Origin of the sequence: Polymorphospora rubra (genome assembly GCF_018324255.1) — a bacterium.
Lineage (GTDB): Bacteria > Actinomycetota > Actinomycetes > Mycobacteriales > Micromonosporaceae > Polymorphospora > Polymorphospora rubra.
In genome coordinates, this window is record NZ_AP023359.1 from 121995 (window position 1) to 143172 (window position 21178).

At 70.9% G+C, this 21178-nt stretch carries 20 protein-coding genes; 5 read left to right on the forward strand and 15 right to left on the reverse strand.

The window, feature by feature from the left end; translation table 11 throughout:
* The first annotated feature begins 20 nt into the window (after positions 1–20).
* Complete coding sequence (locus Prubr_RS00520; protein ID WP_212820533.1) at positions 21–572, forward strand: hypothetical protein; 552 nt, start codon at positions 21–23, stop codon at positions 570–572.
* Here Prubr_RS00520 and Prubr_RS00525 read toward each other — a convergent pair.
* The gene (locus Prubr_RS00525; protein ID WP_212820535.1) at positions 542–961 is read right to left on the reverse strand and encodes a hypothetical protein; all 420 of its coding nucleotides are present in this window, start codon (positions 959–961) and stop codon (positions 542–544) included. The genes Prubr_RS00520 and Prubr_RS00525 overlap by 31 nt on opposite strands.
* Positions 962–1107: 146 nt before the next feature.
* On the opposite strand from Prubr_RS00525, the gene Prubr_RS00530 reads away from it, so the two are divergent.
* Both Prubr_RS00530 and pip read left to right on the forward strand, forming a co-directional pair.
* A complete protein-coding gene (locus Prubr_RS00530) occupies positions 1108–1689 on the forward strand; it encodes a DinB family protein (RefSeq protein WP_212820537.1) in 582 nt (193 codons plus the stop codon).
* Between the two features lie 61 nt (positions 1690–1750).
* Positions 1751–2734 (forward strand): prolyl aminopeptidase, encoded by a 984-nt coding sequence (gene pip / locus Prubr_RS00535; protein ID WP_212820539.1) that lies wholly within the window; start codon positions 1751–1753, stop codon positions 2732–2734.
* 37 nt (positions 2735–2771) lie between these two features.
* Here the strand turns inward: pip and Prubr_RS00540 are convergent, their stop codons facing one another.
* The 4 genes from Prubr_RS00540 to Prubr_RS00555 all read right to left on the reverse strand — a co-directional run bounded on the left by Prubr_RS00540 (position 2772) and on the right by Prubr_RS00555 (position 7265).
* Positions 2772–4844 carry an amylo-alpha-1,6-glucosidase gene (locus Prubr_RS00540; RefSeq protein ID WP_212820541.1) on the reverse strand — a complete coding sequence of 691 codons (2073 nt, stop codon included), beginning with the start codon at positions 4842–4844 and terminating at the stop codon, positions 2772–2774.
* Positions 4841–5263 (reverse strand): SCP2 sterol-binding domain-containing protein, encoded by a 423-nt coding sequence (locus tag Prubr_RS00545; RefSeq protein WP_212820543.1) that lies wholly within the window; start codon positions 5261–5263, stop codon positions 4841–4843. The genes Prubr_RS00540 and Prubr_RS00545 overlap by 4 nt, the downstream gene beginning before the upstream one ends.
* A 137-nt stretch (positions 5264–5400) precedes the next feature.
* Entirely contained in the window at positions 5401–6069 is a 669-nt protein-coding gene (locus tag Prubr_RS00550; protein ID WP_212820546.1) for a response regulator, read from the reverse strand.
* Positions 6066–7265, reverse strand: coding sequence for a sensor histidine kinase (locus Prubr_RS00555; RefSeq protein ID WP_212820548.1), 1200 nt, complete (start codon positions 7263–7265; stop codon positions 6066–6068). The genes Prubr_RS00550 and Prubr_RS00555 overlap by 4 nt, the downstream gene beginning before the upstream one ends.
* A gap of 340 nt (positions 7266–7605) precedes the next feature.
* Here Prubr_RS00555 and Prubr_RS00560 point away from each other — a divergent pair, with 340 nt between their 5' ends.
* Positions 7606–8415 (forward strand): metal-dependent hydrolase, encoded by an 810-nt coding sequence (locus tag Prubr_RS00560; protein WP_212820550.1) that lies wholly within the window; start codon positions 7606–7608, stop codon positions 8413–8415.
* A gap of 48 nt (positions 8416–8463) precedes the next feature.
* Here the strand turns inward: Prubr_RS00560 and Prubr_RS00565 are convergent, their stop codons facing one another.
* The 7 genes from Prubr_RS00565 to Prubr_RS00595 form a co-directional block, all read right to left on the reverse strand.
* Complete coding sequence (locus Prubr_RS00565) at positions 8464–9057, reverse strand: nucleotidyltransferase family protein (protein WP_212827283.1); 594 nt, start codon at positions 9055–9057, stop codon at positions 8464–8466.
* 276 nt (positions 9058–9333) lie between these two features.
* Positions 9334–11046, reverse strand: coding sequence for a bifunctional 3'-5' exonuclease/DNA polymerase (locus Prubr_RS00570; protein WP_212820552.1), 1713 nt, complete (start codon positions 11044–11046; stop codon positions 9334–9336).
* Positions 11047–11161: 115 nt separating this feature from the next.
* Positions 11162–12088: a carbohydrate ABC transporter permease gene (locus Prubr_RS00575; protein WP_212820554.1), complete on the reverse strand. Its 927-nt coding sequence runs from the start codon at positions 12086–12088 to the stop codon at positions 11162–11164.
* Positions 12089–12101: 13 nt separating this feature from the next.
* Positions 12102–13010, reverse strand: a complete 909-nt coding sequence (locus Prubr_RS00580) for a carbohydrate ABC transporter permease (protein WP_212820556.1) — start codon at positions 13008–13010, stop codon at positions 12102–12104.
* Between the two features lie 16 nt (positions 13011–13026).
* A complete protein-coding gene (gene ngcE, locus Prubr_RS00585; protein ID WP_212820558.1) occupies positions 13027–14460 on the reverse strand; it encodes an N-acetylglucosamine/diacetylchitobiose ABC transporter substrate-binding protein in 1434 nt (477 codons plus the stop codon).
* A gap of 57 nt (positions 14461–14517) precedes the next feature.
* Positions 14518–15267, reverse strand: coding sequence for a sugar isomerase domain-containing protein (locus Prubr_RS00590; RefSeq protein ID WP_246569136.1), 750 nt, complete (start codon positions 15265–15267; stop codon positions 14518–14520).
* A gap of 106 nt (positions 15268–15373) precedes the next feature.
* Complete coding sequence (locus Prubr_RS00595; protein WP_212820560.1) at positions 15374–16354, reverse strand: MurR/RpiR family transcriptional regulator; 981 nt, start codon at positions 16352–16354, stop codon at positions 15374–15376.
* Between the two features lie 214 nt (positions 16355–16568).
* On the opposite strand from Prubr_RS00595, the gene Prubr_RS00600 reads away from it, so the two are divergent.
* Complete coding sequence (locus tag Prubr_RS00600; RefSeq protein WP_212820562.1) at positions 16569–17573, forward strand: N-acetylglucosamine kinase; 1005 nt, start codon at positions 16569–16571, stop codon at positions 17571–17573.
* Positions 17574–17816: 243 nt separating this feature from the next.
* Here the strand turns inward: Prubr_RS00600 and Prubr_RS00605 are convergent, their stop codons facing one another.
* From Prubr_RS00605 to ngcE (Prubr_RS00615), 3 genes are all read right to left on the reverse strand, one after another.
* The gene (locus Prubr_RS00605) at positions 17817–18713 is read right to left on the reverse strand and encodes a carbohydrate ABC transporter permease (protein WP_212820564.1); all 897 of its coding nucleotides are present in this window, start codon (positions 18711–18713) and stop codon (positions 17817–17819) included.
* A 22-nt stretch (positions 18714–18735) separates the two neighbouring features.
* Complete coding sequence (locus Prubr_RS00610; protein WP_212820566.1) at positions 18736–19644, reverse strand: carbohydrate ABC transporter permease; 909 nt, start codon at positions 19642–19644, stop codon at positions 18736–18738.
* Positions 19645–19711: 67 nt separating this feature from the next.
* A complete protein-coding gene (gene ngcE / locus Prubr_RS00615; protein WP_212820568.1) occupies positions 19712–21127 on the reverse strand; it encodes an N-acetylglucosamine/diacetylchitobiose ABC transporter substrate-binding protein in 1416 nt (471 codons plus the stop codon).
* Between the last annotated feature and the right edge of the window lie 51 nt (positions 21128–21178).

Genomic DNA, 21178 nt, shown 5'->3' on the forward strand with positions numbered 1-21178 from the left:
CAATCCCTTAGGCTTGCCCCATGTCACGCCCGACACCCGAAACGCGCTCGGCCGGCAAACTGGTATGGGCCTCCGACGAGGTGATCGCCCGCATCGAGGAACAGGTGCAACCGCAGCCCGGTCTGGCAAAAAGAGTCGCGCTGGCAGCGACGACCGCCTTTGTCTTCACCTGGCCGCCGGCCTTCGTCGTATTCACGGCCGCGACCATCGCCGCGCCGTCGCTCACCAACGGGGCCAGCATCGGGACGACCGCCTTCTGGGCGCTGCTGTTCGCCGTGTTGACCGCGGCCACAGCGATGGTCACGACACTGAGGCGGCGCGCCGACAAGCCCGACGTGGTCGACACGGCCCCGTCGACGCGGGCGACCGTGCTGCGGATCGCGGTCCACGCACTGGTCACCGGCGGGTGCGCGGGGTTGGTGCTGGTGTGGCAGGGGCTTTCGGCCGGCCAGGTCGCCTCGCTGGCGGGCGCGCTCATCGTCGTGCTGCACCTGCTGCCCATGATCGTGGCCAGGCTGCTGCACCGACTTCGGAGGCGCCGTCAGGTCGGCGGGTCCGAGCCGACGCCGTGACCACATTCGCCTGACGAACTGCCTGGGCCTCCGGGCCCGCCACGACCGACAGCCGGCCAGGTTCCTCGCCGGACGAGGCGATCAAGGTAGTCGAGCAGCCTGACCTCGCTGCGCGCGAGCCGCTCACGTTCCGACGGCGGCAGATCGGCGAGCAGGTCCGGGAGGTGTTCGGCGCGCGGTACGAACACCATGGCCCCGGAGTATTCGCGGCACGTCGAGCACCAGGCCAGGCCGACGCAGCGTTCGTAGGAGCTGTCGGACGGCGCAGAGCAGCGGTAGCGGTAGCGGTAGGAGTGGATATCGCCGTCACACGCGACGGCATTCGTCGCATCGGCCCCGTGAATCGCGCCGACTTTCGACCACGCCCAACCGCCAGATCTGTGCCCCATGTTCCTGATCTTCCCGGGGCACGGGCCCACACCGCCATCCCGGCCGCCGCCGGCCGAGCGTCACGGAACCGTGACAGCGGGGCGGCCCCGTGGCCGTACCGCTGTATTCGGTGGCGGATGGCCCGGCCCTGACCGACCATGCTCGAATGACGACGAGCCCTGACGCCGAAGCGACCCCGACCCGCTGGACGCGGGCGACCACCTCCCCCGACATGTGGGTCGACCCGGACGAGGACCCGCGCGAGGACGGGAGTGAGACCGTCGGCGAGCGTGCCACCCTCCTCGACTATCTGCGCAGGTACCGGCTCACGATGGAACTGAAGTGCGCCGATCTGGACGCCGGGCAGTTGGCGCTCCGGTCCGTGCCGCCGTCCACCATGTCGCTGCTCGGGCTGGTCCGGCACATGGCCGAGGTGGAGCGGCGCTGGTTCCGCCGTGAACTGGCCGGCGAGGATGCGCCGAGCCTGTACTGCTCGAAGGCCGACCGCGACGGTGACTGGGACGGTGCGGTGGGCGATCCCGAGGTCGTGGACGAGGCGTGGCGGGCCTGGCGGGTGGAGGTCGCCTTCGCCGAGCGGCTCGTGTCGGAGACCGCGGATCTCGGCACCGTCGGCCGGGGCCGGGTGCCGCTGCGGGACATCCTGGTCCACATGGTCGAGGAGTACGCCCGGCACTGCGGCCACGCCGATCTGATCCGGGAGCGGATCGACGGCCGGGTGGGTCAGTAGGCCGCCCGACGCAGCGTTCTCGGGGCCGTACGCTACGGCAACGCATTGATACGATCTTGTGGTGACTCGCCGGGGCGAAGCACCGCGCAGCCTTTACCCGCCGATCGAGCCGTATGCGACCCACCGGGTGGATGTGGGCGACGGCCATCAGCTGCACGTGGAAGAAGCCGGCAATCCGGCGGGAATTCCCGTGGTGTTCCTACACGGCGGCCCCGGAGGCGGTATCGCTCCGGTCATGCGGCGGTTCTTCGATCCGCATCGCTACCGGGTCGTTCTCCCCGATCAGCGTGGTGCCGGCCGCAGCACCCCACTCGGCGAACTGCGCGAGAACACCACCTGGCACCTCGTCGACGATCTGGAGGTGCTTCGAGAACACCTCGGCGTGGACGCGTGGTTGGTGTTCGGCGGCTCGTGGGGGTCCACGCTCGCGCTGGCCTATGCCCAGTCGCATCCGACGCGGGTGACCGGCTTGATTCTGCGCGGAATCTATCTCGTACGCCGCAGCGAGCGGACGTGGATCTATCAGTACGGCCTGCACAACCTCCAGCCGGAGGAGTGGGAACGATTCATCGCGCCGGTTCCGCCCGACGAACGCGACGACATTCTCGCGGCGTACCACCGCCGTCTCGTCGGAGACGACCGTGAGGTGGCACGACGCTGGGCCGGTGCGTGGATGCGCTGGGAAGCCGTCAATTCGTCTCTGACGCCCGACCCTTCCTTCATCGCCGCGCTGACCGACGACGACACGGCGCTGCCCGCCGCGCAGATCCTCGCCCACTACGTCGTCAACGGCGGGTTCTTCGAATCGGAAACCCAACTGCTGGACGGCGTGGACCGCATCCGTCACCTGCCCGCGGTCATCATTCAGGGCCGTTACGACTTGTGTTGTCCCCCGGTGACCGCCTTCGACCTGGCCCGCCGCTGGCCCGAGGCCACCCTGCACATCGTTCCCGACGCGGGCCACTCCTCGCTGGAACCCGGCACGACGGATCAGCTGATCCGCAGCACGGACCGTTTCGCCGTGCGTCTGTCCCAGCCGGTCTGAGCCGGAAGCCGCGACCGGCCGGCCCGACGGTGCACGGTCAGGTGCGGCGGATCGACGTACGGGGTGGCTGCTCGGGCAGCCGGCCGCGGGCGAACGCGTCCACCCGGCCCCACCGGCCGGGCAGGTCGAACAGTTCGATGCGCCCCATTCCCTCCGGCAGGGCCGGCTCCACGACCAGATGCTCCCCGTACGGTTCGAGGCCGAGCATCGTGCGCAGCAGCAGCAGCGGGGTGCCGGACGACCAGGCCTGCGGGCTGCACGCGGTCGGGTACTCGACCGGGTACTTCGTCAGGCTGCGGTGGTAGCCGGCGAACGCCTCCGGCAGGCGGCCGTCGAAGTACTGCGTGGCGTCGATCATGGCAAGGGCGATCCGGCCCGCCTCCTCCCGGAAGCCGTAGCGGGACAGGCCCATCGCGATCAGCGAGTTGTCGAACGGCCAGACCGTGCCGACGTGGTAGCCGACCGGGTTGTAGGCGCCCTGGTCCTCGGCGAGGGTCCGCACCCCCCAGCCGGAGAACATCCGGGGCCCGAGCAGGTGCGCGGCGAGGTTCGGGGCCCGCTCCGGTTCGACGATGCCGCTCCACAGCAGGTGGCCGATGTTGGACGACAGCGAGTCGACCTGCCGGCCGTCCTGGTCCAGGGCCAGCGCGTAGTATTCGCCGTCCTCGACCCAGAAGTCCCGGTTGAAGCGCCGGCGCAGGGCACCTGCCTCGGTCTCGAGCTGCTCGGCGTATGCGGGGTCGTTCCAGAACTCGCGGGCCAGCCGCGCCCCGCGGATCTTCGCGTCGTACGCGTACCCCTGCAGTTCGCAGGTGGCCCGGGGGAAGCCGGGGAGGGTGCCGTCGCGGTAGGCGATGGCGTCCCAGGAGTCCTTCCAGCACTGGTTCTCCAGGCCGTTGCCGGTGTTGCGCCGCTTGTAGGAGATGTAGCCGTTGCCCATCAGGTCGCCGTACTCGTCGATCCAGTTCAGCGCGGCGCGGGTGTCGTCCTCGAGCACCCGGACGAGGTCGGCGTCGCCGGTCCAGCGCTCGTACTCGTCGAGCAGGACCACGAACAGCGGGGTGGCGTCGGCGGTGCCGTAGTACGGCGAGTGCGGTTGCTCCTCGAACGCGGCGGACTCACCGTACCGGTTCTCGTGCAGGATCTTGCCCGGTTCCTCGTCGCGGAAGTCGTCGAGTTTGGCGCCGCGCAGCAGGGCCAGGATGCGCAGCGTGGTGTTGGCCAGTTCCGGGGCGAACGGCAGCGCCTGGTAGCTGGTGATGATGCTGTCGCGGCCGAACAGCGCCATGAACCACGGCAGGCCGGCGGCCGGCACCGCGGCGCCGGGCGTGGTCAGGATCGGGAAGCGCAGCGCCGCGAGGTCGATCATGGTGGTCTCGTACGCCTTGTCCAGTTGCTCGGAGTCGCAGCGCAGCATCGGTGCCCGGCTCAGCCAGCGCTTGACCTCGGCCTCCATGCCCTCCTGGATCTGTCCGGGCTCGTGGTGCACGTTGGGGCGTACGTCGTTCGCGCCGCCCGACCGGGCGATGGTCTCCACGTGCACCTCGGCGAGCCAGTCGCCGTGCGGCTCGATGTGCGCGGAGAAGGTCAGTCCGCCCTCGTCGAACCGGGCCGGCCGGTCGGCACTGATCACCGTCTCCCGGCGGAAGGTCTCCCGCTCGTAGATCAGTCGTAGCCGGTCCTCGTCGACGACCGTGATGACCTGCCCCTTCTTGTGCTGGACGTCCTTGATCTCGAAGATGTCGGCGAAGTCGCAGCCGGCGTCGATGCGGATGGTGACGTCGACCGGCTCCTCGCTGTGGTTGAGCACGGTCAGGCGCTCGTCGAAGCTGCCGCCGATGGTCCGCTGCCGGATGACCGACATCTTGGCGTCGAAGGAGTGGGTCGGCTCGCCGGGCACCAGGAAGAAGCGGGCCTCGAAGTAGTGCAGGTCGTCGACGGACAGGGCGTGCAGCCGCTCGCCGTCGACGGTGAGCCGCCACAGCGACAGGAAACGGGTGTCGAGGGAGAACAGCCCGGTGGGCACCGACGGCGAGGGGTCGACGTCGCCCCGCCGGTCGCTGACGATGAAGTTGTTGCCGTCGAGGATCTTCACCACGTCTTCGTTCATCGGTCCGACCTCTCGGCGGCGGCCGGCCGCGCTCCCGTCTCCCCGGTCGGGCGCACCTGCCGGACCCGGGGCGGGCGTGGGTCGTGGGCGTCCGGCGGGCCCGGCAGCAGCCGCTGGAAATAGAGGAACAGGGTCAACTGCCCGGCGAACGTGATCTCGTTGCGCAGCACGGCGCCCGCGGGGTTGGTCTCCCCGGTGGTCATCCGGTCGAAGATCGCCCGGTCGGTGGTCACCACACAGTCGGGCTCACCGTCGGCTTCGCGGGAGACGAACATGACGCCGCGCTTGAACGTGAGGCGCCAGCGGTCGACCTCCTGGTCGTGGTGCAGGTCGAACCGGATCGTTCCGGTGACGTCCGACGGCACCTCACCGGTCTCCCGCCAGGCGAGTTCCTCGAAGAACGTCTCGGTCGCCCCCAACAGTCCGCCTCCCGTACGCTCCGGCGCGACCGACGGCCGCCCACTCCCGCCGTAGTGTCGCCGCCGCCCCGGTGGCCGGGCATCACCCGGGACGGGTGAACCACGTGCCCGGTGCCGCGCCGTCGTGGGAACCGGGGTCAGGTCAGCCAGCCGGGCCGCACCAGTCCGGCCTCGTACGCGAACACCACCAGTTGCGCCCGGTCCCGGGCCCCGAGCTTGATCATCGCCCGGCTGACGTGCGTCTTGGCCGTCGCCGGGCTGACCACCAGCCGGCTGGCGATCCCCTCGTTGGACAGGCCCTCGCCGACCAGGGCGACGACCTCCCGCTCCCGGTCGGTGAGCTGGTCGAGGGCGGGTGACGCGACGGCCGGGCGGCGCTGCCGGCTGGCGAACTCGGCGATCACCCGCCGGGTCACCCCCGGCGACAGCAGCCCGTCGCCGGCCGCTACCGCCCGTACGCCACGCAGCAGGTCGACCGGTTCGGTGTCCTTGACCAGGAAGCCGGAGGCACCGACGCGCAGCGCCTCGAAGACGTATTCGTCCAGCTCGAACGTGGTGAGGATGACGATCCGGGTCGCGGTCAGGTCGGGGTCGGAGACAATCCGGCCGGTCGCCTCCAGGCCGTCGACGCCGGGCATCCGGATGTCCATCAGCACCACGTCGGGCCGGGTCTGCGCGGCGAGCCGGACCGCCTCGGCGCCGTCGGCGGCCTCGCCCACGACGGTGATGTCCGGTTCGGCGTCGAGCAGGGCCCGGAAGCCGGCGCGGACCAGGGCCTGGTCGTCGGCGAGCAACACCTTGATCATGGGTTCTCCCCCGTCGGCAGCCGGGCGTCGACCCGGAACCCTCCCTCGGCCAGTGGCTCGGCGGTCAGCGTGCCACCGAGTGCGGCGGCCCGGGCCCGCATGCCGGCGATGCCGTTCCCCGCCTCGTCGACCGGTGCGGCACCGCCCAGGCCGTCGTCGTCGACCCGTACGGCGAGCGCATCGTCGTCGTACCCGATGGTCACCACGGCGGTGGCGGCCGGCCCGGCGTGCCGCCGGACGTTGGTCAGCGCCTCCTGGACGATCCGGTAGGCGGCCCGGTCCACCTCGGCTGGCAGCGGGCGGGCGACGCCCCGGACCCTCGTCCGTACCGGGATGCCGGCGTCGGCGGTCAGCTCGGCCAGCCGGTCGAGGGTCGGTGCCGGGGCCCGCGGCGCCACCTCCTGCTCCGGCCGTAGCACGCCGAGGACCCCGCGTACCTCGCGCAGCGCCTCCGCGCTGGCGGTACGGATCGCGGTGAGCGCCTCGCGCGCCTGCTCCGGCCGGCTGTCCATCAGGTGCAGTCCGACCCCGGCCTGCACGTTGATCAGTGACAGGTGGTGGCCGAGTACGTCGTGCAGTTCCCGGGCGATCCGTAGCCGCTCCTCGCTGGCCTGCCGGCGTTCCTGCTCGGCACCGGCGCGGGCCTGCTCGGCATAGTGCTGGCCGCGGATCCGGGCCGCCTCGGCGAGCACGAACACGACCAGGATCCACAGCGCGGCGACGACCGCCTCGTGTACCTCCGGCCGGGCCTCCGGCGGTATCCCGAGCCGGTCGGCGCAGAACCATCCGATGCCGAGGAAGGCGAGGTAGCCGACCTGTACCAGTACCCAGGCGGCGGTGCGGTGCCCGGTCACGACGGCGGTGAACAGGGCGACGGTCGCGGCGAGGAAGAACGGGGCCTTGGAGTAGCCGGCCAGCGGATAGGTGACGGCCGCCGCCACGTTGACGGCGAGTACGGCGGCCGGGAAGCGGTGCCGGGCGGTCAGGGCGGCCGGCCCGGCGACCAGCAGCAGGACGCCGAAGAGGTCGAGGGGGCGGGCCGCGTCCCCTTCGGCGGTACCGACGAGGCCACCGAGGACCTGGATCACGGCGAGCACACCGGCGAGGACCAGGTGGTCGCGCCAGCGTCCGCGGGCGGGGCGCCACGGCGCCTCTCCCACCAGCCAGGGCAGCCACCCGGCGCCGTCGTCCCGCACCCGTCGACGGTATGTCACCGCCACCGGCACCGGCGTCGGCGCCCTGGCGTGGCGGCCGTACCGCGGCGGGAGTAGGCGGGCCGCCGGCTACCGCCGCGGGCGTACGCGGCGGCGCGACACGCGCACCGGCCCCGCCGCCGTCCGCCGTACGGCGGACGGGGCGCCGGGGCGGCGTACGCGCGTACCTGATCTGAGCTGCTGCTGCCCTGCCCCGGCGGGACGGCACCGGCCGGCACCCGGCCCGCCGTCATCCACTGTAGACGGACAGGTGTTTGAACGGTGATCTCGCGTTTGACACAGTGGGGCGCTCGCAGATCAACCCTGGGGAGGGTGCACGACCATGATGGGTCCATCGCACGCGCTTTCGGGCGCCACCGTCTGGCTGGCGGGTTCCTGGGCCCTGCACCAGTTCGCCGACTACGAACAGTCACCGCTGGCCATCGCGGTCGGCACCGCGGTCTGCGCCGGTGCGGCACTCTTCCCCGACCTCGACCTGTCCGGCAAGGTGACCCGCAACCAGGGCGGCGCCACCGTGGCCAAAACCTTCGGGGTGGTCTCGCTCTTCATCGCCGAGGTGGTCGAGAAGATCTCGCTCGGCGTCTATCACGCCACCAAGCTCAGCAAGGACCCGCACCGCAACAACGGTCACCGGACCCTGACCCACACGATCCCGTTCACCGTGCTGGTCGGCTGGGGCACCACCGCCCTGTGTGCCGCGTACGGAAAGTGGGCCGTCATCGGCATCCTGTTCTTCATGATCGGTCTGGCACTGCGCGGCCTGTTCGACGAGTGGGCCAAGCGCGCCGGCTGGGTGATCGTCACCCTCGTCTCGGCGGCCGCCGCCTACTTCACCTTCCTGAACCTGCCCGGTGACCGCGGCTATCCGATGATCGGCCTGGCCGTCGGGGTCGGCTGTTTCGTCCACATCCTCGGCGACATGATCACCCGCAGCGGGGTGCCGATCCTGTGGCCGATCCCGATCAAGCGGCGGATGTGGCGAATGATCAGCCTCCCCGACAAGATCGCCATCAAGACCGGCAGCAAGGTCGAGACCGTGGTGCTGCGCGGCGTCTTCACCGTCATCTCCCTGCTCGCCGCCGCCGGCCTGATCGCCCCGGCCGTGCTGCGCAGGTTCGACATCGAGGTCTGACGACCGGATGGCGGGGTCCGGGCCGCGGACGCGACCCGGACCCCGCCGTCAGTCCCCCTCGCGCTGGGCCGGCACCGTCAGCCCCCACGCCTCGACCAGTTCCGGCGAGTCGACCCGCGCACCGTCGGCGATCCCGTCACAGGCGATCTCGACGATGTCGTCCTTGTGCGCCAGCAGGTACGCCCGCGCACCGACGTCCGCGTTGGTCAGCGACGCGATGCCCGGCCAGTGCCGGCGCCCGAACAGCATCGGATAGCTGCGCAGACCCTCGTACGTGGCACAGACCAGCACGTCCGGGTACGGCAGCGCCGCCACCCGCCGTACCGCGTCGGCGGTGACGCCCGGCATGTCCACCGGCACCACGACGACCGCCTCGATGTCGTCGTCGGCGAGCGCGTCCAGCCCCGCCCGCATCGACGAGCCGACCCCGGTCCCCCACTTGCGGTTCACGACCACCTTGGCGCCGGTCAGCTCGGCGGTCTTGCGGACCCGGTGCGCCGCCGCGCCGAGCACCACGACCACCGGGGCACACCCGCCGTCGCGTACGGTCTCCAACATCTGGTCCACCAGCGACTTCTCGCCCTGGTGCAACAACGCCTCCGGGCCGCCGATCCGGCGCCCTCCGCCCGCGGCGATTATCAGTCCTGCGGTGCGATTCAGCTACGTCACCTCCACCATCGGTGACCGGCCACCCCGCCCGGGACAGCCGGCCGCGCCCGGGAGGTGCATCTGTTCGATCGGGACCGGCTCCGCCGGCCCGGGGACGGCCGCGGCGTCCACGCCGGGCGACCACCCCCGTGGAACGCACAACGGACCAACGATCCGCCGCCGCTGCGGTGTCGCCGCCCGGGCGTGCCGACTTCCGGGCGTGCGCCGCCCGGGCGTGCCGACTTCCGGGCGTGCGTCGCGCCGTCAGCGCTACTTCGCGTCGGCGTAGCACTCCACGACGGACAGGTCGAGCGGGAACCGGACCGGGGTGTCGCCGAAGAGCAGCCGGGTGGCCCGGACCCCGGCCGCGTCGACCAGCGCGCGGACCGTCTCGGCGTCGCGGGCCGGACAGTGCACCAGCACCTCGTCGTGCTGGAAGAAGACCAGCCGCGCCGCGGTCGCGGCCAGTTCCCCGCGCAGCGTGGCCAGCATCGTCAACGCCCACTCCGCGGCCGTCGCCTGGATGACGAAGTTGCGGGTGAAGCGGCCCCGTGCCCGGTCCGCCGACCGGGGCCGGCCCGGGTCGGCCGGCGCCTCGAACGCGTCGAAGCCGTCCTCGTCGCGGATCACCACCGACGCCGGCGGGCAGGTGCGGCCCAGCCACGACCGGACCAGGCCGCCGGCCTCCCCGGTCCGGGCCGCCGACTCGACGTAGTCGTACGCCAGCGGATAACTACGCCGCAGTACGGCGAGCGCGGGAGCCGCCATGCCGCCGGTCTGGCCGTACATGGCGCCGAGCAGGGCCAGCTTCGCCTTCGCCCGGTCGCCGCCGAACGACTCCCTGGCCAGGGCCGCGTACAGGTCGGCGGCCTGCCCGGCGGCGGCCAGCCGGGCATCGCCGGAGACCGCGGCGAGCACCCTCGGCTCCAGCTGGCCGGCGTCGGCGACCACCAGGCGCCAGCCGGGATCGGCCCGTACCGCCCGCCGGACCACCTTCGGAATCTGCAGGGCGCCACCGCCACGGGTCGCCCACCGGCCCGAGACCACTCCGCCCGGCACGTACTCGGGCCGGAACCGGCCGTCGCGCACCCAGGTGTCGCGCCACGCCCAGCCGTGCGCGGTCCAGATCCGGTACAGCTCCTTGAACTCCAGCAGCAGCGGCACGGCCGGATGCTCGACGCCGCGCAGCACCCAGGCCCGGGTGTTCGGTACGTCGATTCCGGCCCGGGCGAAGGCGCGCAGCACCTCGGCCGGCGACTCCGCGTGCAACTGACGTACGCCGAACGCGTCGGCGATCCGGGCGTTCAGCTCGACCAGCCGGCGGGGCGGCCCACCGACCCGGGACGGTTCGCCGAGCAACTCGACCAGCAGCCCGTCGTGTACGTCGGCCCGCCACGGCAGCCCGTCGGCGCCCATCTCGGCGGCGATCAGGGCACCGGCCGACTCGGCGGCGACCAGCAACCGGAACCGGCCGGGCGACTCGGTGCCGGCGATCCGGCGCCGCTGGTCGGCGTACACCTCGGTCAGGGCCCGGAGCGGGTCGGAGCCGGGCGTGGCCGGCGGCGCGGCGGTCGCCTCGAACAGGGTGCCCTGAAGGTCGCCGGGCGGCGCGGCGGGTCGGGGCGGCGGGTCGGGCGGCACCGGCGCGCCGGTGAGCCGGGCCAGGGCGGCGGGCAGGGCGCGCGGCTCGCCCCAGCGGCCGGCGTGGCCGAGCAGCAGTGCCTCGGTCAGCTCGACGTCGTGGCAGCGGTCGACGCGGATGCCGGCGTGCAGCAGCGGCGGATAGGCGGTCGCGGTCGACGGCCACAGCCACCGGGGCCGGTGCCGTCTCTCCAGGTCGGTGACGGCGGCGGCGAGGTCGTCGACGGTTTCCGGCGCCCCGTCGGGCCGCCCGGCGTCGTCGAGCCGGAGCAGCCGCCCGCCGGCCGCGGCCCCGACGCCGGACCCGGCGTCGGGGCCGTCGGGTACGACCGCCACCAGCATGGCCTCATTGTGCCGCCCACCTGCGACAACTCTCGCCACCCCAGCTCCCGCGATCTTGCGGTTATCTCCCCCGTTCGCCGGATTTGTCGGGCGACAAGTGCAAGATCGCGGGGAACTACTTGACGGCGCCGGCGGTGAGGCCGGACTGGATCTGGCGTTGGAAGATGGCGTAGATGACGATCATCGGCAGGATCGCCATGGTCAGCGCGGCGAACAGGCCGCCCCAGTCGGCGTTGAAGCCGGCCGAGGTGTTGATGTTGGCGATGCCCTGGGTCAGCACCCACTTGTCCTCGACATCGGTGCCCGGGATGATCGCCAGCGGCAGGATGTACTGGTTCCACTGCCCGATGATGTTGAAGATGGTGATGCTGATCAGGCCCGGCTTCGCCATCGGCATCATCACCCGGAAGAACAGCCGGGTGTGCGAGCAGCCGTCGATCATCGCCGCCTCGGCCACCGAGTTCGGCAACGTCTTGAAGAACGCCGCCAGGAAGAACACCGTGAACGGCAGCGAATACGAGATGTAGACCAGGATCAGGCCGGTGTGGGTGTTGAACAGGCCCAGGTTGCGGACCACGAAGAACAGTGGCACCAGGGCCAGGAACACCGGGAACGCCAGCCCCGACACGAACAGGTAGTAGATCGCCCGGTTGCCGAAGAAGGTGTAGCGGGCCAGGACGTACGCGGCCATCGAACCGAGCAGCATCGTGCCGAAGGTGCTCACCCCGACGACGAAGACGCTGTTCAGGAAGTACTGGCCGACGTGCGCCTCCTCCCAGGCGCGGGCCCAGTTCTCGAACCGCAGCGCGCCCGGCAGCGACCAGGCGTTGCCGAAGATCTCCTCGTTGTTCTTGAACGACGCGAGGAAGGTCCACAGCAGCGGCAGGATCACCAGCGCCGCCCACACCACCAGGAAGATGTGTCCGACCGAGGACAGCAGGCCGACCTCGCGTTTGGTGCCCTCCCGGCCGTGCCGCCGCACCCCCCGAGACGGAGGCGGGGCGGGCTGGACCGGGGCGGGTTTGTCAGTGCCGATGGTCATCGTCCGACCTCCCTCACATCTCGACGGATTCGCGCCGGCTGACCCGCAGGCTCAGCGCGGCGAAGGTGAGCGTCAGGAAGAACAGCGCGACGCCCATCGCCGACGCGTAGCCGTACTTCGAGAAGACGAACGCGTTGCGGTAGATCTCGGCGCCGAGCACCGTGGTCGACCCGTCCGGGCCGCCCTGGTCGACCGAGAGCGTCCAGACGATCGCGAACGCGTCGAACGCCATGATGCCCAGATAGACCCAGGCGACCTGCAACGTGTCCCACAGCAGCGGGATGGTGACCCGGAAGAACAGGCCGACCCGGGAGGCGCCGTCGAGCATCGCCGCCTCGTAGATGTCCTTCGGGATCGACGCCATCCCGGCGGAGAAGAGCACGACGTAGAAGCCGACGGCCTGCCAGACCAGCACCCCGATGATCGACCACAGGGCGATGTTGGGATTGATCAGGAAGCCGAGCGGTTCCACGCCGAGGCTGCCGAGCAGACCGTTGATCAGCCCCGACTCGTCGGCGCGGTACACCGCCTGGAACAGCACACCGAGGATGGCCACGGCCAGGACCTGGGGGAGGAAGAACACCACCCGGTAGAACTTCGACCCCCGGACCCCGACCATGACCCCCTGCTTCGCCCCGCCGCCGACGTTCAGCATGAACGCCAGGAACAGGGCGATCGCGATCGTGAGCAGCGGCAGGGCAAGCAACAGGACGCCGTGGTGCTGCAACGCCTTCCAGAACACGTCGTCCTGGAACAGACGCTCGAAGTTTTCGAACCCGACGAACTGTCCCGGCGACAGGCCGCGCCAGTTGGTCGCCGCCATGTAGAACGCCTGCGCGTACGGCGCGATGACGAAAACGACGTACAGCGTCACGGGTGCCAGGAGGAACCCTATGACGAACGGGTACTTGCCGTGCCGCATGACCCCGGTACTCCGATCAGCGCGAGAACTTCGTGATGGACGAGTCGGACTTGATCGCGTCCGCCTTCTTCTGCATCCGCTCGACGAACTGCCCCGCGTTCTCCCGCCCGAACATCAGGGAGTTGGTCGCGGTCCGCAGCTCGGTGTCGAGCTCCTTGTACCAGTCCGGGAACCGGTAGTTGAAAGCGTCCTGCGCCGACGCGGACAGGGCGGTGCTGGCGCTGGTCAGGCCGGGCGACAGCGCGATGCCGTCGGACGAACCCGCGACAGCGGTCAGCGACTTGTTGAGCTCGATGAAGCCCTTGGTGCCGGCCTTCGACAGCATCTGGCGCATGTACTCCATGCCGCCGCGCGGGTTCTTGCCCTTGGCGGAGACGAAGTACGGCTCACCGGGGGCGGCGAACACCGCGGTCGCCGGCAGCTTGTCCGCCGAGGTCGCCGACGGGATCGGCATCACCGCGTAGTTGAAGCCGTCCGGCGTCGACTGGACCTGCTCGGCCTCCAGCCAGGAACCACTGGGGTAGATCGCGACCTTGCCCTGGTTCTGCTGGAGCTGCACCTCGGTGTGGATCAGACCCTCGTGGCTCTTGTCCATGTACTTGGCGCCGATCTCGGCCCACAGCTCGGCGGCCTGCCGGACCGGCTCGGCGGTCCAGGCACCGTCCTGCAGGTTGTCGATGTTCTTCAGGACGTCGGCGCCACCGATCTTCGCCGCCGTCGAGAGGATCACCAGGTACTGGTAGTACGGCGCGTTCTTGCCGGCGTACGAGTACGGCGTGATGCCGGCCGCCTTGATGGTGTCCAGCAGCGCGGTGAACTCCGCCCAGCTCTTCGGCGGGGCCCAGCCCTTCTCCTTGAACAGCTTGTCGGAGTACCACAGGCCGTACACGGTGAAGACGTAGTTGAGCACGTACGGCTTGCCGTTGTAGACACCCTGCTCGACGGTGCCGGCGATCAGCGTGTCGCGGACCTTCTTGGCCGGGTCGTCGACCGACGGGGCGTCGTACAGCTCGGTCAGGTCCTGCATCTGGCCGTCCTGCACCAGCGCGCCGAAGTCCATGAACTTGGTGCCGGAGTTGTTCACGAAGTCCGGCGGGTTGCCGCCGGCGAACCGCGGCTGCAGGGTGGTGGCGATCTCCTGCGTCGCCGAGTGCTTGATCTCGGCCTCGGGGAACTTCGTCTTGTAGAGCGGCTGGTGCACGTCGGTGGCGTACTTCTCGCCGTAGCCACCGTTGAAGATCACGATCTCCAGCGGCGCCTTCGGGTCGACACCGAGCGGGTTCTCGGCGGTCTTCTCACCCTCCGCCTGCTCCTGGGGCTCGTCGCCGCCGCTGCCGACGCAGGCGCTGAGCAGGCCGGCGGCGGGCGTGGCGAGCAGGCCGACCGTGGCGGCCCGGCGCAGGACCGTACGCCGGGTGAGGTCCGACGTGTTGTCGGGGGTTGCGGACATGTCTCGCTCCTCGGATCGGTTACGTCGCGTCGAAATCGAGTTATCGGATGGCACGGGTCAGGCGGTGCGCCGGATACGCCCGGCGTACCGTGACTCGAGCGCGGTGTTGTGTTCGTCCCCACCGGGGACGTTCGCCGAGAGGTAGATCGGGGGTACCTCGCCGGCCACTTGGAACCGTCGTACGACCTCGGCGGTCAGCAGTTGCGCGAGCAGCGCCGCGGTGACCGAGGAGACCGCACAGACCGCGCCGCCGCTGGTCAGCGGCAGCAGTGCGTCGCCGTACGGCGCGCCGTTGTCCAGCACGACGTCGGCGATGTCGGCGAGCCGCTGACCGGACGGGTGCCGTGGTGCGACCCGCGCGGTGTGCTCGACCGAGGTGACCGCGACCAGGTGGTGGCCGCGGGCCTTGACCAGCGCCGCCAGCTCGACGACCGAGCCGTTGATGCCGGACTGGGACGCCACCACGAACACGTCGCGCGGCTGCGGTGCCGCGAGCGCGTAGATCTGGTGGGCGATGGAAGGGTCGCGTTCGAGCTTGGGGTCGTCGAGCACGTCCCTGGGTGCGTCGCCGTGCAGTACCAGGTCGTGCAGCGACAGCCGGTTGGTGGGGACCAGGCCGCCGGCCCGGGCGACGAGTTCCGCGGCGAACGCCTCGGAGTGGCCGGCACCGAACGCCTGGAGCACGCCACCGTCGCGCAGGCTGTCGGCGATCAGGTCGGCGGCCCGCGCGATGCCGGCGGCCTCGGAGTCGAGCAGCCGGTCGAGAACCGGCCGTACGGCGTCCGCGTACCCCTGCATGCTGACCACGTGGCCTCCCACGATGCCCTCGCTCCGCTCGGTCACGCGGCACCTCGCTGCGCTCGGCGACCGCATGACTGCGAACCGCGCCAACCGATGCCCTCGCTGCGCTCGGTCATGCCGCACCCCCGTCCTTGGCGGCCTTGTGGCCGCCGACGGCCTGGGCGGTGCGTTGGAACGCCGCGTGCGCCACGTCGTGGGTACGCTGCGCCACCGCGATGTAGAGCAGGTCGAGCACCACCAGTTGCGGGTGCCGGGCGGAGAGCGCGTCGGGGCGGAAGGTGGTCGCCTGGGTGGCGGTCACCAGCACGATGTCGGCCAGCTCGGCCAGCGGCGAGCGGGGGAAACTGGTCAGCGCCACGGTGGTGGCCCCGTGGCTGCCGGCCTCGGCGAGCATCTCGATCGTCTCCCGCGTCTGTCCGCTGTGGGAGATGCCGAGGGCGACGTCGCCGGGGCGCTGCAGGGCGGCACTGGCGAGTCCGTTGTGCACGTCGGTCCAGGCCCACGCCGCCACCCCGATGCGGTGCAGGCTGAACTGCAACTCCTCGCCGACCAGCGCACTGCCGCTGGCGCCGAAGATGTTGACCCGCTGGGCACCGGCGACGGCGTCGGCGGCGCGCTCGACCTCGGCCAGGTCGAGCAGGGCGGCGGTGTCGTGCATGGCCCGGGTGTCGGCCGCCATGATCTGGTCGAGCACCCGGTCGAGCGGGTCGCCGGGCTGAATCTCCCGCCCGATGTCGATGCTCCAGCCGGCGGAGCGGGCCCGACCGGTCTCGGCGGCGATACCGAGCCGCAGTTCGGCGTACCCCTCGTAGCCCAGCGCCCGGCAGAACCGGGTGACGGTCGCCGGCGAGGTGCCGCTGCGCTCGGCCAGTTCGACGATGGTCGCCCGGGCCGCGGCGTCGGGATCGCTGAGCACCTGGTCGGCGACGCGCAGCAGGGCGCCGGTGAACTCGGGCAGCCGGGCCCGTACGCGCAGCAGGGCACCGTCGTCGGCGACGGACAGCGACGGGGGTGTGGCGACCGGCCGGCGGCTGGCCGCGGAGGCGTCGACCACGGCGGTCACCGCGGCGACGTCCACCTCGCGTTCAGCCATGCCTTCGCCTTTCGGAAAGGAGTGTTAACTGTTAGTGGTAAAAGTTCTTACTAAAGGGCCCTCCCTGTCAAGGCCATGGGTGAAGTTTTCAAACTGTTACCTCGGCCCGGCACTGATTGCCGGGACGGGGTTGTCCGCGCCCACGCCGCCCAGCAGCATGGACGCCGACATCGATCGGCTCCAGCGACTCCAGCGACAGAGGCGGCCAGGGCTCATGAGCGATTCCATCGTGGTGGGACTCGACATCGGCGGAACCTCCACCCGCGCCCTGGTCGCGACCGCCGCCGGCACCGTCCTGGGCCGCGGCCGGGCCGGCGGCGGCAACCCCACCACGCACGGCGTCGAGGCCGCCGCCACCGAACTGCGGCTCGCCCTCACGGCCGCACTCGCCCCGATCGACCCCGGACAGGTCAGCGCCGCCGCCATGGGTCTCGCCGGCGCCGGCCGGCTGCTCGCCGACCCGGTCGCCCGCGCCGCCTTCGACCGGGTCTGGGACCAGGTCGGCCTCCGTTGCGGGTACGACGTCACCGGCGACGCCCTCGCCGCCTACGCCTCCGGCACCCCGCACCCCGACGGCACCATCGTCATCGCCGGCACCGGCGCCATCGCCGGCGAGATCCGCGACCTCACCCTGCACCGGGTCGCCGACGGCCACGGCTGGCTGCTCGGCGACGCCGGCTCCGGGTTCTGGCTCGGCCGGGAAGCCGTACGGCGCACGCTCGCAGTGATCGAAACCAGTCAGGAGCGGGTGGGACTACCCGACCTGGTGATGGCCGAACTGCTCGGCGACCCGGCCACCGGCGGCGGTCCCCCCGCCGGACCCGCCCGGCGGACCGTCGACGCCCTCGTCCAGGCCGTCGCCGCCGGCCCGCCGATCGCATTGGCCGCCCTCGCCCCGCTCGTCGTCCGCGCCGCGCGCGACGGCGACCCGGTCGCGGTCGACATCGTCGCCGAGGCCGCCCGCCTGCTGGCCGGCAGCGTGGGTCGGATCCGCTCGGCCGGCGACCGCACCCCGGTCGTGCTCGGCGGCGGGCTGCTGACCGGGGGTACGCCACTCTCGGCCGCGCTGACCGGGGCGCTCCGCGAGCGGTGGCCGGACGCGCCCCTGGTGACCGCCGGCGACGGCGCGGCCGGCGCGGCATGGCTGGCCGCCCGGACGCTGCCCGAGGTCACCGACCCGACGGCCCTGCACCACCGGCTGCTCGCCGCCCCGGCCTGACCCCAGCGGCATCACCCCGTCCCGGCCCCCACCTCCCGCCCCTGCGCCCACGTCCGGGCAGCCGGCCAACGCCCGCCAGCGCCTCGTCGATCTTGGGTTCGGCGGGGCGCTGCCGTGATCGTCTGCTGTCCTGCCGTTGCCCGCACGGCGTGTCAACCGTCTGATCAGCAGACGATCATGACGTCCCTGCGCGACGGGCGAGGCGGTGCAGCGGTGACAGGGTGGGGCGAAAGCGGCGGGTGGTCACTTCAGCTGGCCGGCCGTCAGTCCACTCTGGATCTGACGCTGGAAGGCGACGTAGACGACCAGGACCGGGAGCATCGCGAGGGTCAGGCCGGCGAACAGGCCGCTGTAGTCGCCCTCGTAGCCCTGGTTGATCGCGAGCGCCGCCAGCCCCTGCGCCAGCACCCACTTGGAGTCGTCGCCCTGCATCAGCACCTGCGGCAGGATGAACTGGTTCCAGTGACTGAGGAAGTTGAAGATCGCGATGCTGATCAGCCCCGGCCGCGCCATCGGCAGCATCACCCGGAAGAACAGCCGGAAGTGGCCGCACCCGTCGATCAGCGCGGCCTCGGCGACCGAGGTCGGCAGCGTACGGAAGAAGGCGGTCAGGAAGAAGACGGTGAACGGCAGCGAGTACGCGGCGTACACCAGGATCAGGCCGGTCCAGGTGCCGAACAGCCCGGCGTTGCGGACCACGAAGAACAGCGGCACCAGGGCCAGGAACACCGGGAACATCATCCCGCCGACGAACAGGTAGTAGGCGATCTGCCGGCCGCGGAAATCGTAGCGGGCGAAGACGTACGCGGCGGTGGCGCCGAAGAACATGGTCAGCGTCAGCGAGCCGGCGACGACGATCGTGCTGTTCAGGAAGTACTGGCCGATGTTCGCCTCGGTCCAGGCCCGGGCCCAGTTCTCGAAGCGCAGTGCGCTCGGCAGCCCCCACGGGTCGCCGAGGATCTCGGCGTCGCTCTTGAACGAGCTGACCAGCACCCACAGCAGCGGGAACGCGGTGAGCAGTCCCCACAGCAGCAGGAAGCCGTGCGAGAAGGCGTTGGCGACGCCGGTTTCCCGGCGCGGGGCGGGATCGGTCTTCCGGGCCGGCGCCGCACCGGCAGGCGCCCGATCAAGAACGGTCATGCCCTCGCCTCGCAACGATCGCTCATGAGTATTCGATCCGATCACGCCGGGCGGCGCGCAGCGCCAGCACCGCCACCGAGAGGGTCAGGAAGAACATGACGACACCGATCGCCGAGGCGTACCCGAACTTGGTCTCGCTGCCGAACGCGGTGTCGTACATCCGCAGGCCGATCACGTCGGAGGAGAAGTTGGGGCCGCCGTTGGTCATCAGCTGCACCAGGATGAACCCGTCGAGGGCGGCGATGGCCAGATAGATCCAGGCGACCTGGACGGTGTCCCACAGCAGCGGGATGGTGACCTTGAACAGGGTGACGAACCGCGACGCCCCGTCGAGCATCACCGCCTCGTAGATGTCGCGCGGGATCGCCTGCATGGCGGCGCCGAAGAGGACGACGTAGAAGCCGACGTTGCTCCAGATGAGCACGGCGAGCACGCACCAGAAAGCGAAGCGCGGGTCGCCGAGCCAGGACGGCCCGTTGATGCCCAAGGCGCCGAGGGAGGCGTTCAGCAGGCCGTTGTTGGGGTGGTAGACCTCCCGCCAGATGATCGCGATGATCACCACGGACAGGACCTGCGGAAAGAAGTAGATCAGCCGGTAGGCGGCCGTGCCGGTCACCCCGACCACGCCGGCCCGGCCACGTCGCCCGCCCATGTTCAGCATGGTGGCGAAGAACAGACCCAGCCCGATCGTCACCAGCGGCAGCACCAGGAGCAGGATCGCGTTGTTCTTGATCGCGTTCCAGACGTAGCCGTCGCGCAGCAGGGTGGCGAAGTTCTCCAGCCCGACGAAGTCGGCCTCCGCGGAATAGCCGAGCCAGTTGGTGGTCGAGATCTGGAAGGCCTGCAGGTACGGCGACAGCACGAAGATGCCGTAGAGCAGCAGCGGCGGCACCAGGAAGGTGACGATCAGCGGATACTTGCCATGTCTCACGGAGATTCTTCCTGCCCACGGGAGGCCGGCGCGGGACCGGACGACCGGCCCCGCGTCGGCGTGGCTGCTAGGCCCGCTTGTACTTGGTGATCGAACTGTCGGCGGCGATCTCGTCCGCGCCCTTCTGGCACAGGTCGAGGAACTCGGCCGGGCCGATCCGTCCGCTGAAGAACTCGCCGCAGGCGGCGTCGACGAGGTTGCGCTCCAGCTTGCGGTAGTACGCCGGGTAGACCCAGTTGAAGCCGTTGCCGCCGGACGCGTCGAGCGCCTTGACGACGCTGGTCAGCCCGGGCGGCAGTTCGACGCCCTCGGTGCTGCCGGCCACCACGGTCAGGCTGGAGACCTTCCGGGTGAAGTCCTGGGCGCCCTTCATCGACAGCATCACGCGCAGGTATTCCAGGCCGCCGGCGACGTTCTTGCCCTTGGCCGGCACCATGAACGGCTCGCCGGCGGTGCCGCGGATCGCCTCGTACGGCAGTTTGTCGCCGGCGCCGAGGCTCGGCGTCGGGGCGACGGCCATGTTGAAGCCCTCCGGGGTGACCTTCTTCTGCTCGCTCTCCAGCCAGGAGCCGCAGGAGATGAAGGCGGCCTGCCCCTGGCACCAGGCGGTCTGCGACTGCACGTGGTCCAGGCCGGGCGAGCCGTCGAGGATGTATCCGTCCTTGACGATCTGGTGCCAGGCGTCGGCGGCGGCCTTCATCCCGTCCGACTTCCAGGCGTTGGGTTCCAGGTTGTCGATCGCGGTGGCGACGGTGGGGCCGCCGAACTTGATCGCCGTGGAGATCACCGGCCAGCTCATGTAGCGGGGGTGCTTGCCGGCGTACGTCCACGGCGCGATGCCGGCGGCCTTGATCTGCCGGCACAGCGCGATGTGGTCGTCCCAGGTCTTCGCGTCGGTCCAGCCACGGTCGGCGAACAGCTTGGTGGAGTGCCAGATGCCGTACACCGTGTAGGTGTAGTTCATGACGAGGAACCGGCCGTCGTAGGAGCCGACCTCGACGGCACCGGGGAGCAGGGTGTCGCGGACGGTCTTGCCGGGCACGTCGAGGCTCGGGGCGTCGAGCACCTCGCCGAGGTCGGCGAGCGCGTCCTGCGAGACCAGGCCGTTGAAGTCGATCTGGCCGGCGCCGGAGTTGTTCACCACGTCGGGCGGCGTGCCGTCGACGAAGCGGGGCTGGAGCGTCTTGCTGATCTCGGGGGTGGCGGAGTGGGTGATCTTCGCCTGGGGGTGCTTCTCGTTGTACATCGCCTGGTGGGCCTTGGCGTACTCCTCGCCGAAGCCGCCGTTGAAGATGACCACCTCGAGCGGGGCGTCCGTCTTGACGCCGAGGGGGTTGTCGGCCGTCTTCTCGGCCCGGTTGGCGTCGCCGCCGTCACCGTCGTCACCGCCGCCGCCGAGCGCGCAACCGCCGAGCAGGGCGGCGGCGGGGGTGGCGAGTACGCCGGCGGCGGCGACGCGACCCAGAATGTCACGCCTTTTCATGGTCTCTCCTCGGATCACGGAGGGGCGTTGCAGACCTTCGACCGGTACTGT

Bases quoted from the DNA above. Each gene is read 5' to 3' on its own strand.
- Prubr_RS00530 (WP_212820537.1), top strand. From the start codon at position 1,108: ATGACGACGAGCCCTGACGCCGAAGCGACCCCGACCCGCTGGACGCGG.
- ngcE (WP_212820568.1), bottom strand. From the start codon at position 21,127: ATGAAAAGGCGTGACATTCTGGGTCGCGTCGCCGCCGCCGGCGTACTC.
- Prubr_RS00595 (WP_212820560.1), bottom strand. From the start codon at position 16,354: ATGGCTGAACGCGAGGTGGACGTCGCCGCGGTGACCGCCGTGGTCGAC.
- Prubr_RS00580 (WP_212820556.1), bottom strand. From the start codon at position 13,010: ATGCGGCACGGCAAGTACCCGTTCGTCATAGGGTTCCTCCTGGCACCC.
- Prubr_RS00540 (WP_212820541.1), bottom strand. From the start codon at position 4,844: ATGAACGAAGACGTGGTGAAGATCCTCGACGGCAACAACTTCATCGTC.
- Prubr_RS00560 (WP_212820550.1), top strand. From the start codon at position 7,606: ATGATGGGTCCATCGCACGCGCTTTCGGGCGCCACCGTCTGGCTGGCG.
- Prubr_RS00605 (WP_212820564.1), bottom strand. From the start codon at position 18,713: ATGACCGTTCTTGATCGGGCGCCTGCCGGTGCGGCGCCGGCCCGGAAG.
- Prubr_RS00525 (WP_212820535.1), bottom strand. From the start codon at position 961: ATGGGGCACAGATCTGGCGGTTGGGCGTGGTCGAAAGTCGGCGCGATT.
- Prubr_RS00550 (WP_212820546.1), bottom strand. From the start codon at position 6,069: ATGATCAAGGTGTTGCTCGCCGACGACCAGGCCCTGGTCCGCGCCGGC.
- Prubr_RS00600 (WP_212820562.1), top strand. From the start codon at position 16,569: ATGAGCGATTCCATCGTGGTGGGACTCGACATCGGCGGAACCTCCACC.
- Prubr_RS00575 (WP_212820554.1), bottom strand. From the start codon at position 12,088: ATGACCATCGGCACTGACAAACCCGCCCCGGTCCAGCCCGCCCCGCCT.
- ngcE (WP_212820558.1), bottom strand. From the start codon at position 14,460: ATGTCCGCAACCCCCGACAACACGTCGGACCTCACCCGGCGTACGGTC.
- Prubr_RS00570 (WP_212820552.1), bottom strand. From the start codon at position 11,046: ATGCTGGTGGCGGTCGTACCCGACGGCCCCGACGCCGGGTCCGGCGTC.
- Prubr_RS00520 (WP_212820533.1), top strand. From the start codon at position 21: ATGTCACGCCCGACACCCGAAACGCGCTCGGCCGGCAAACTGGTATGG.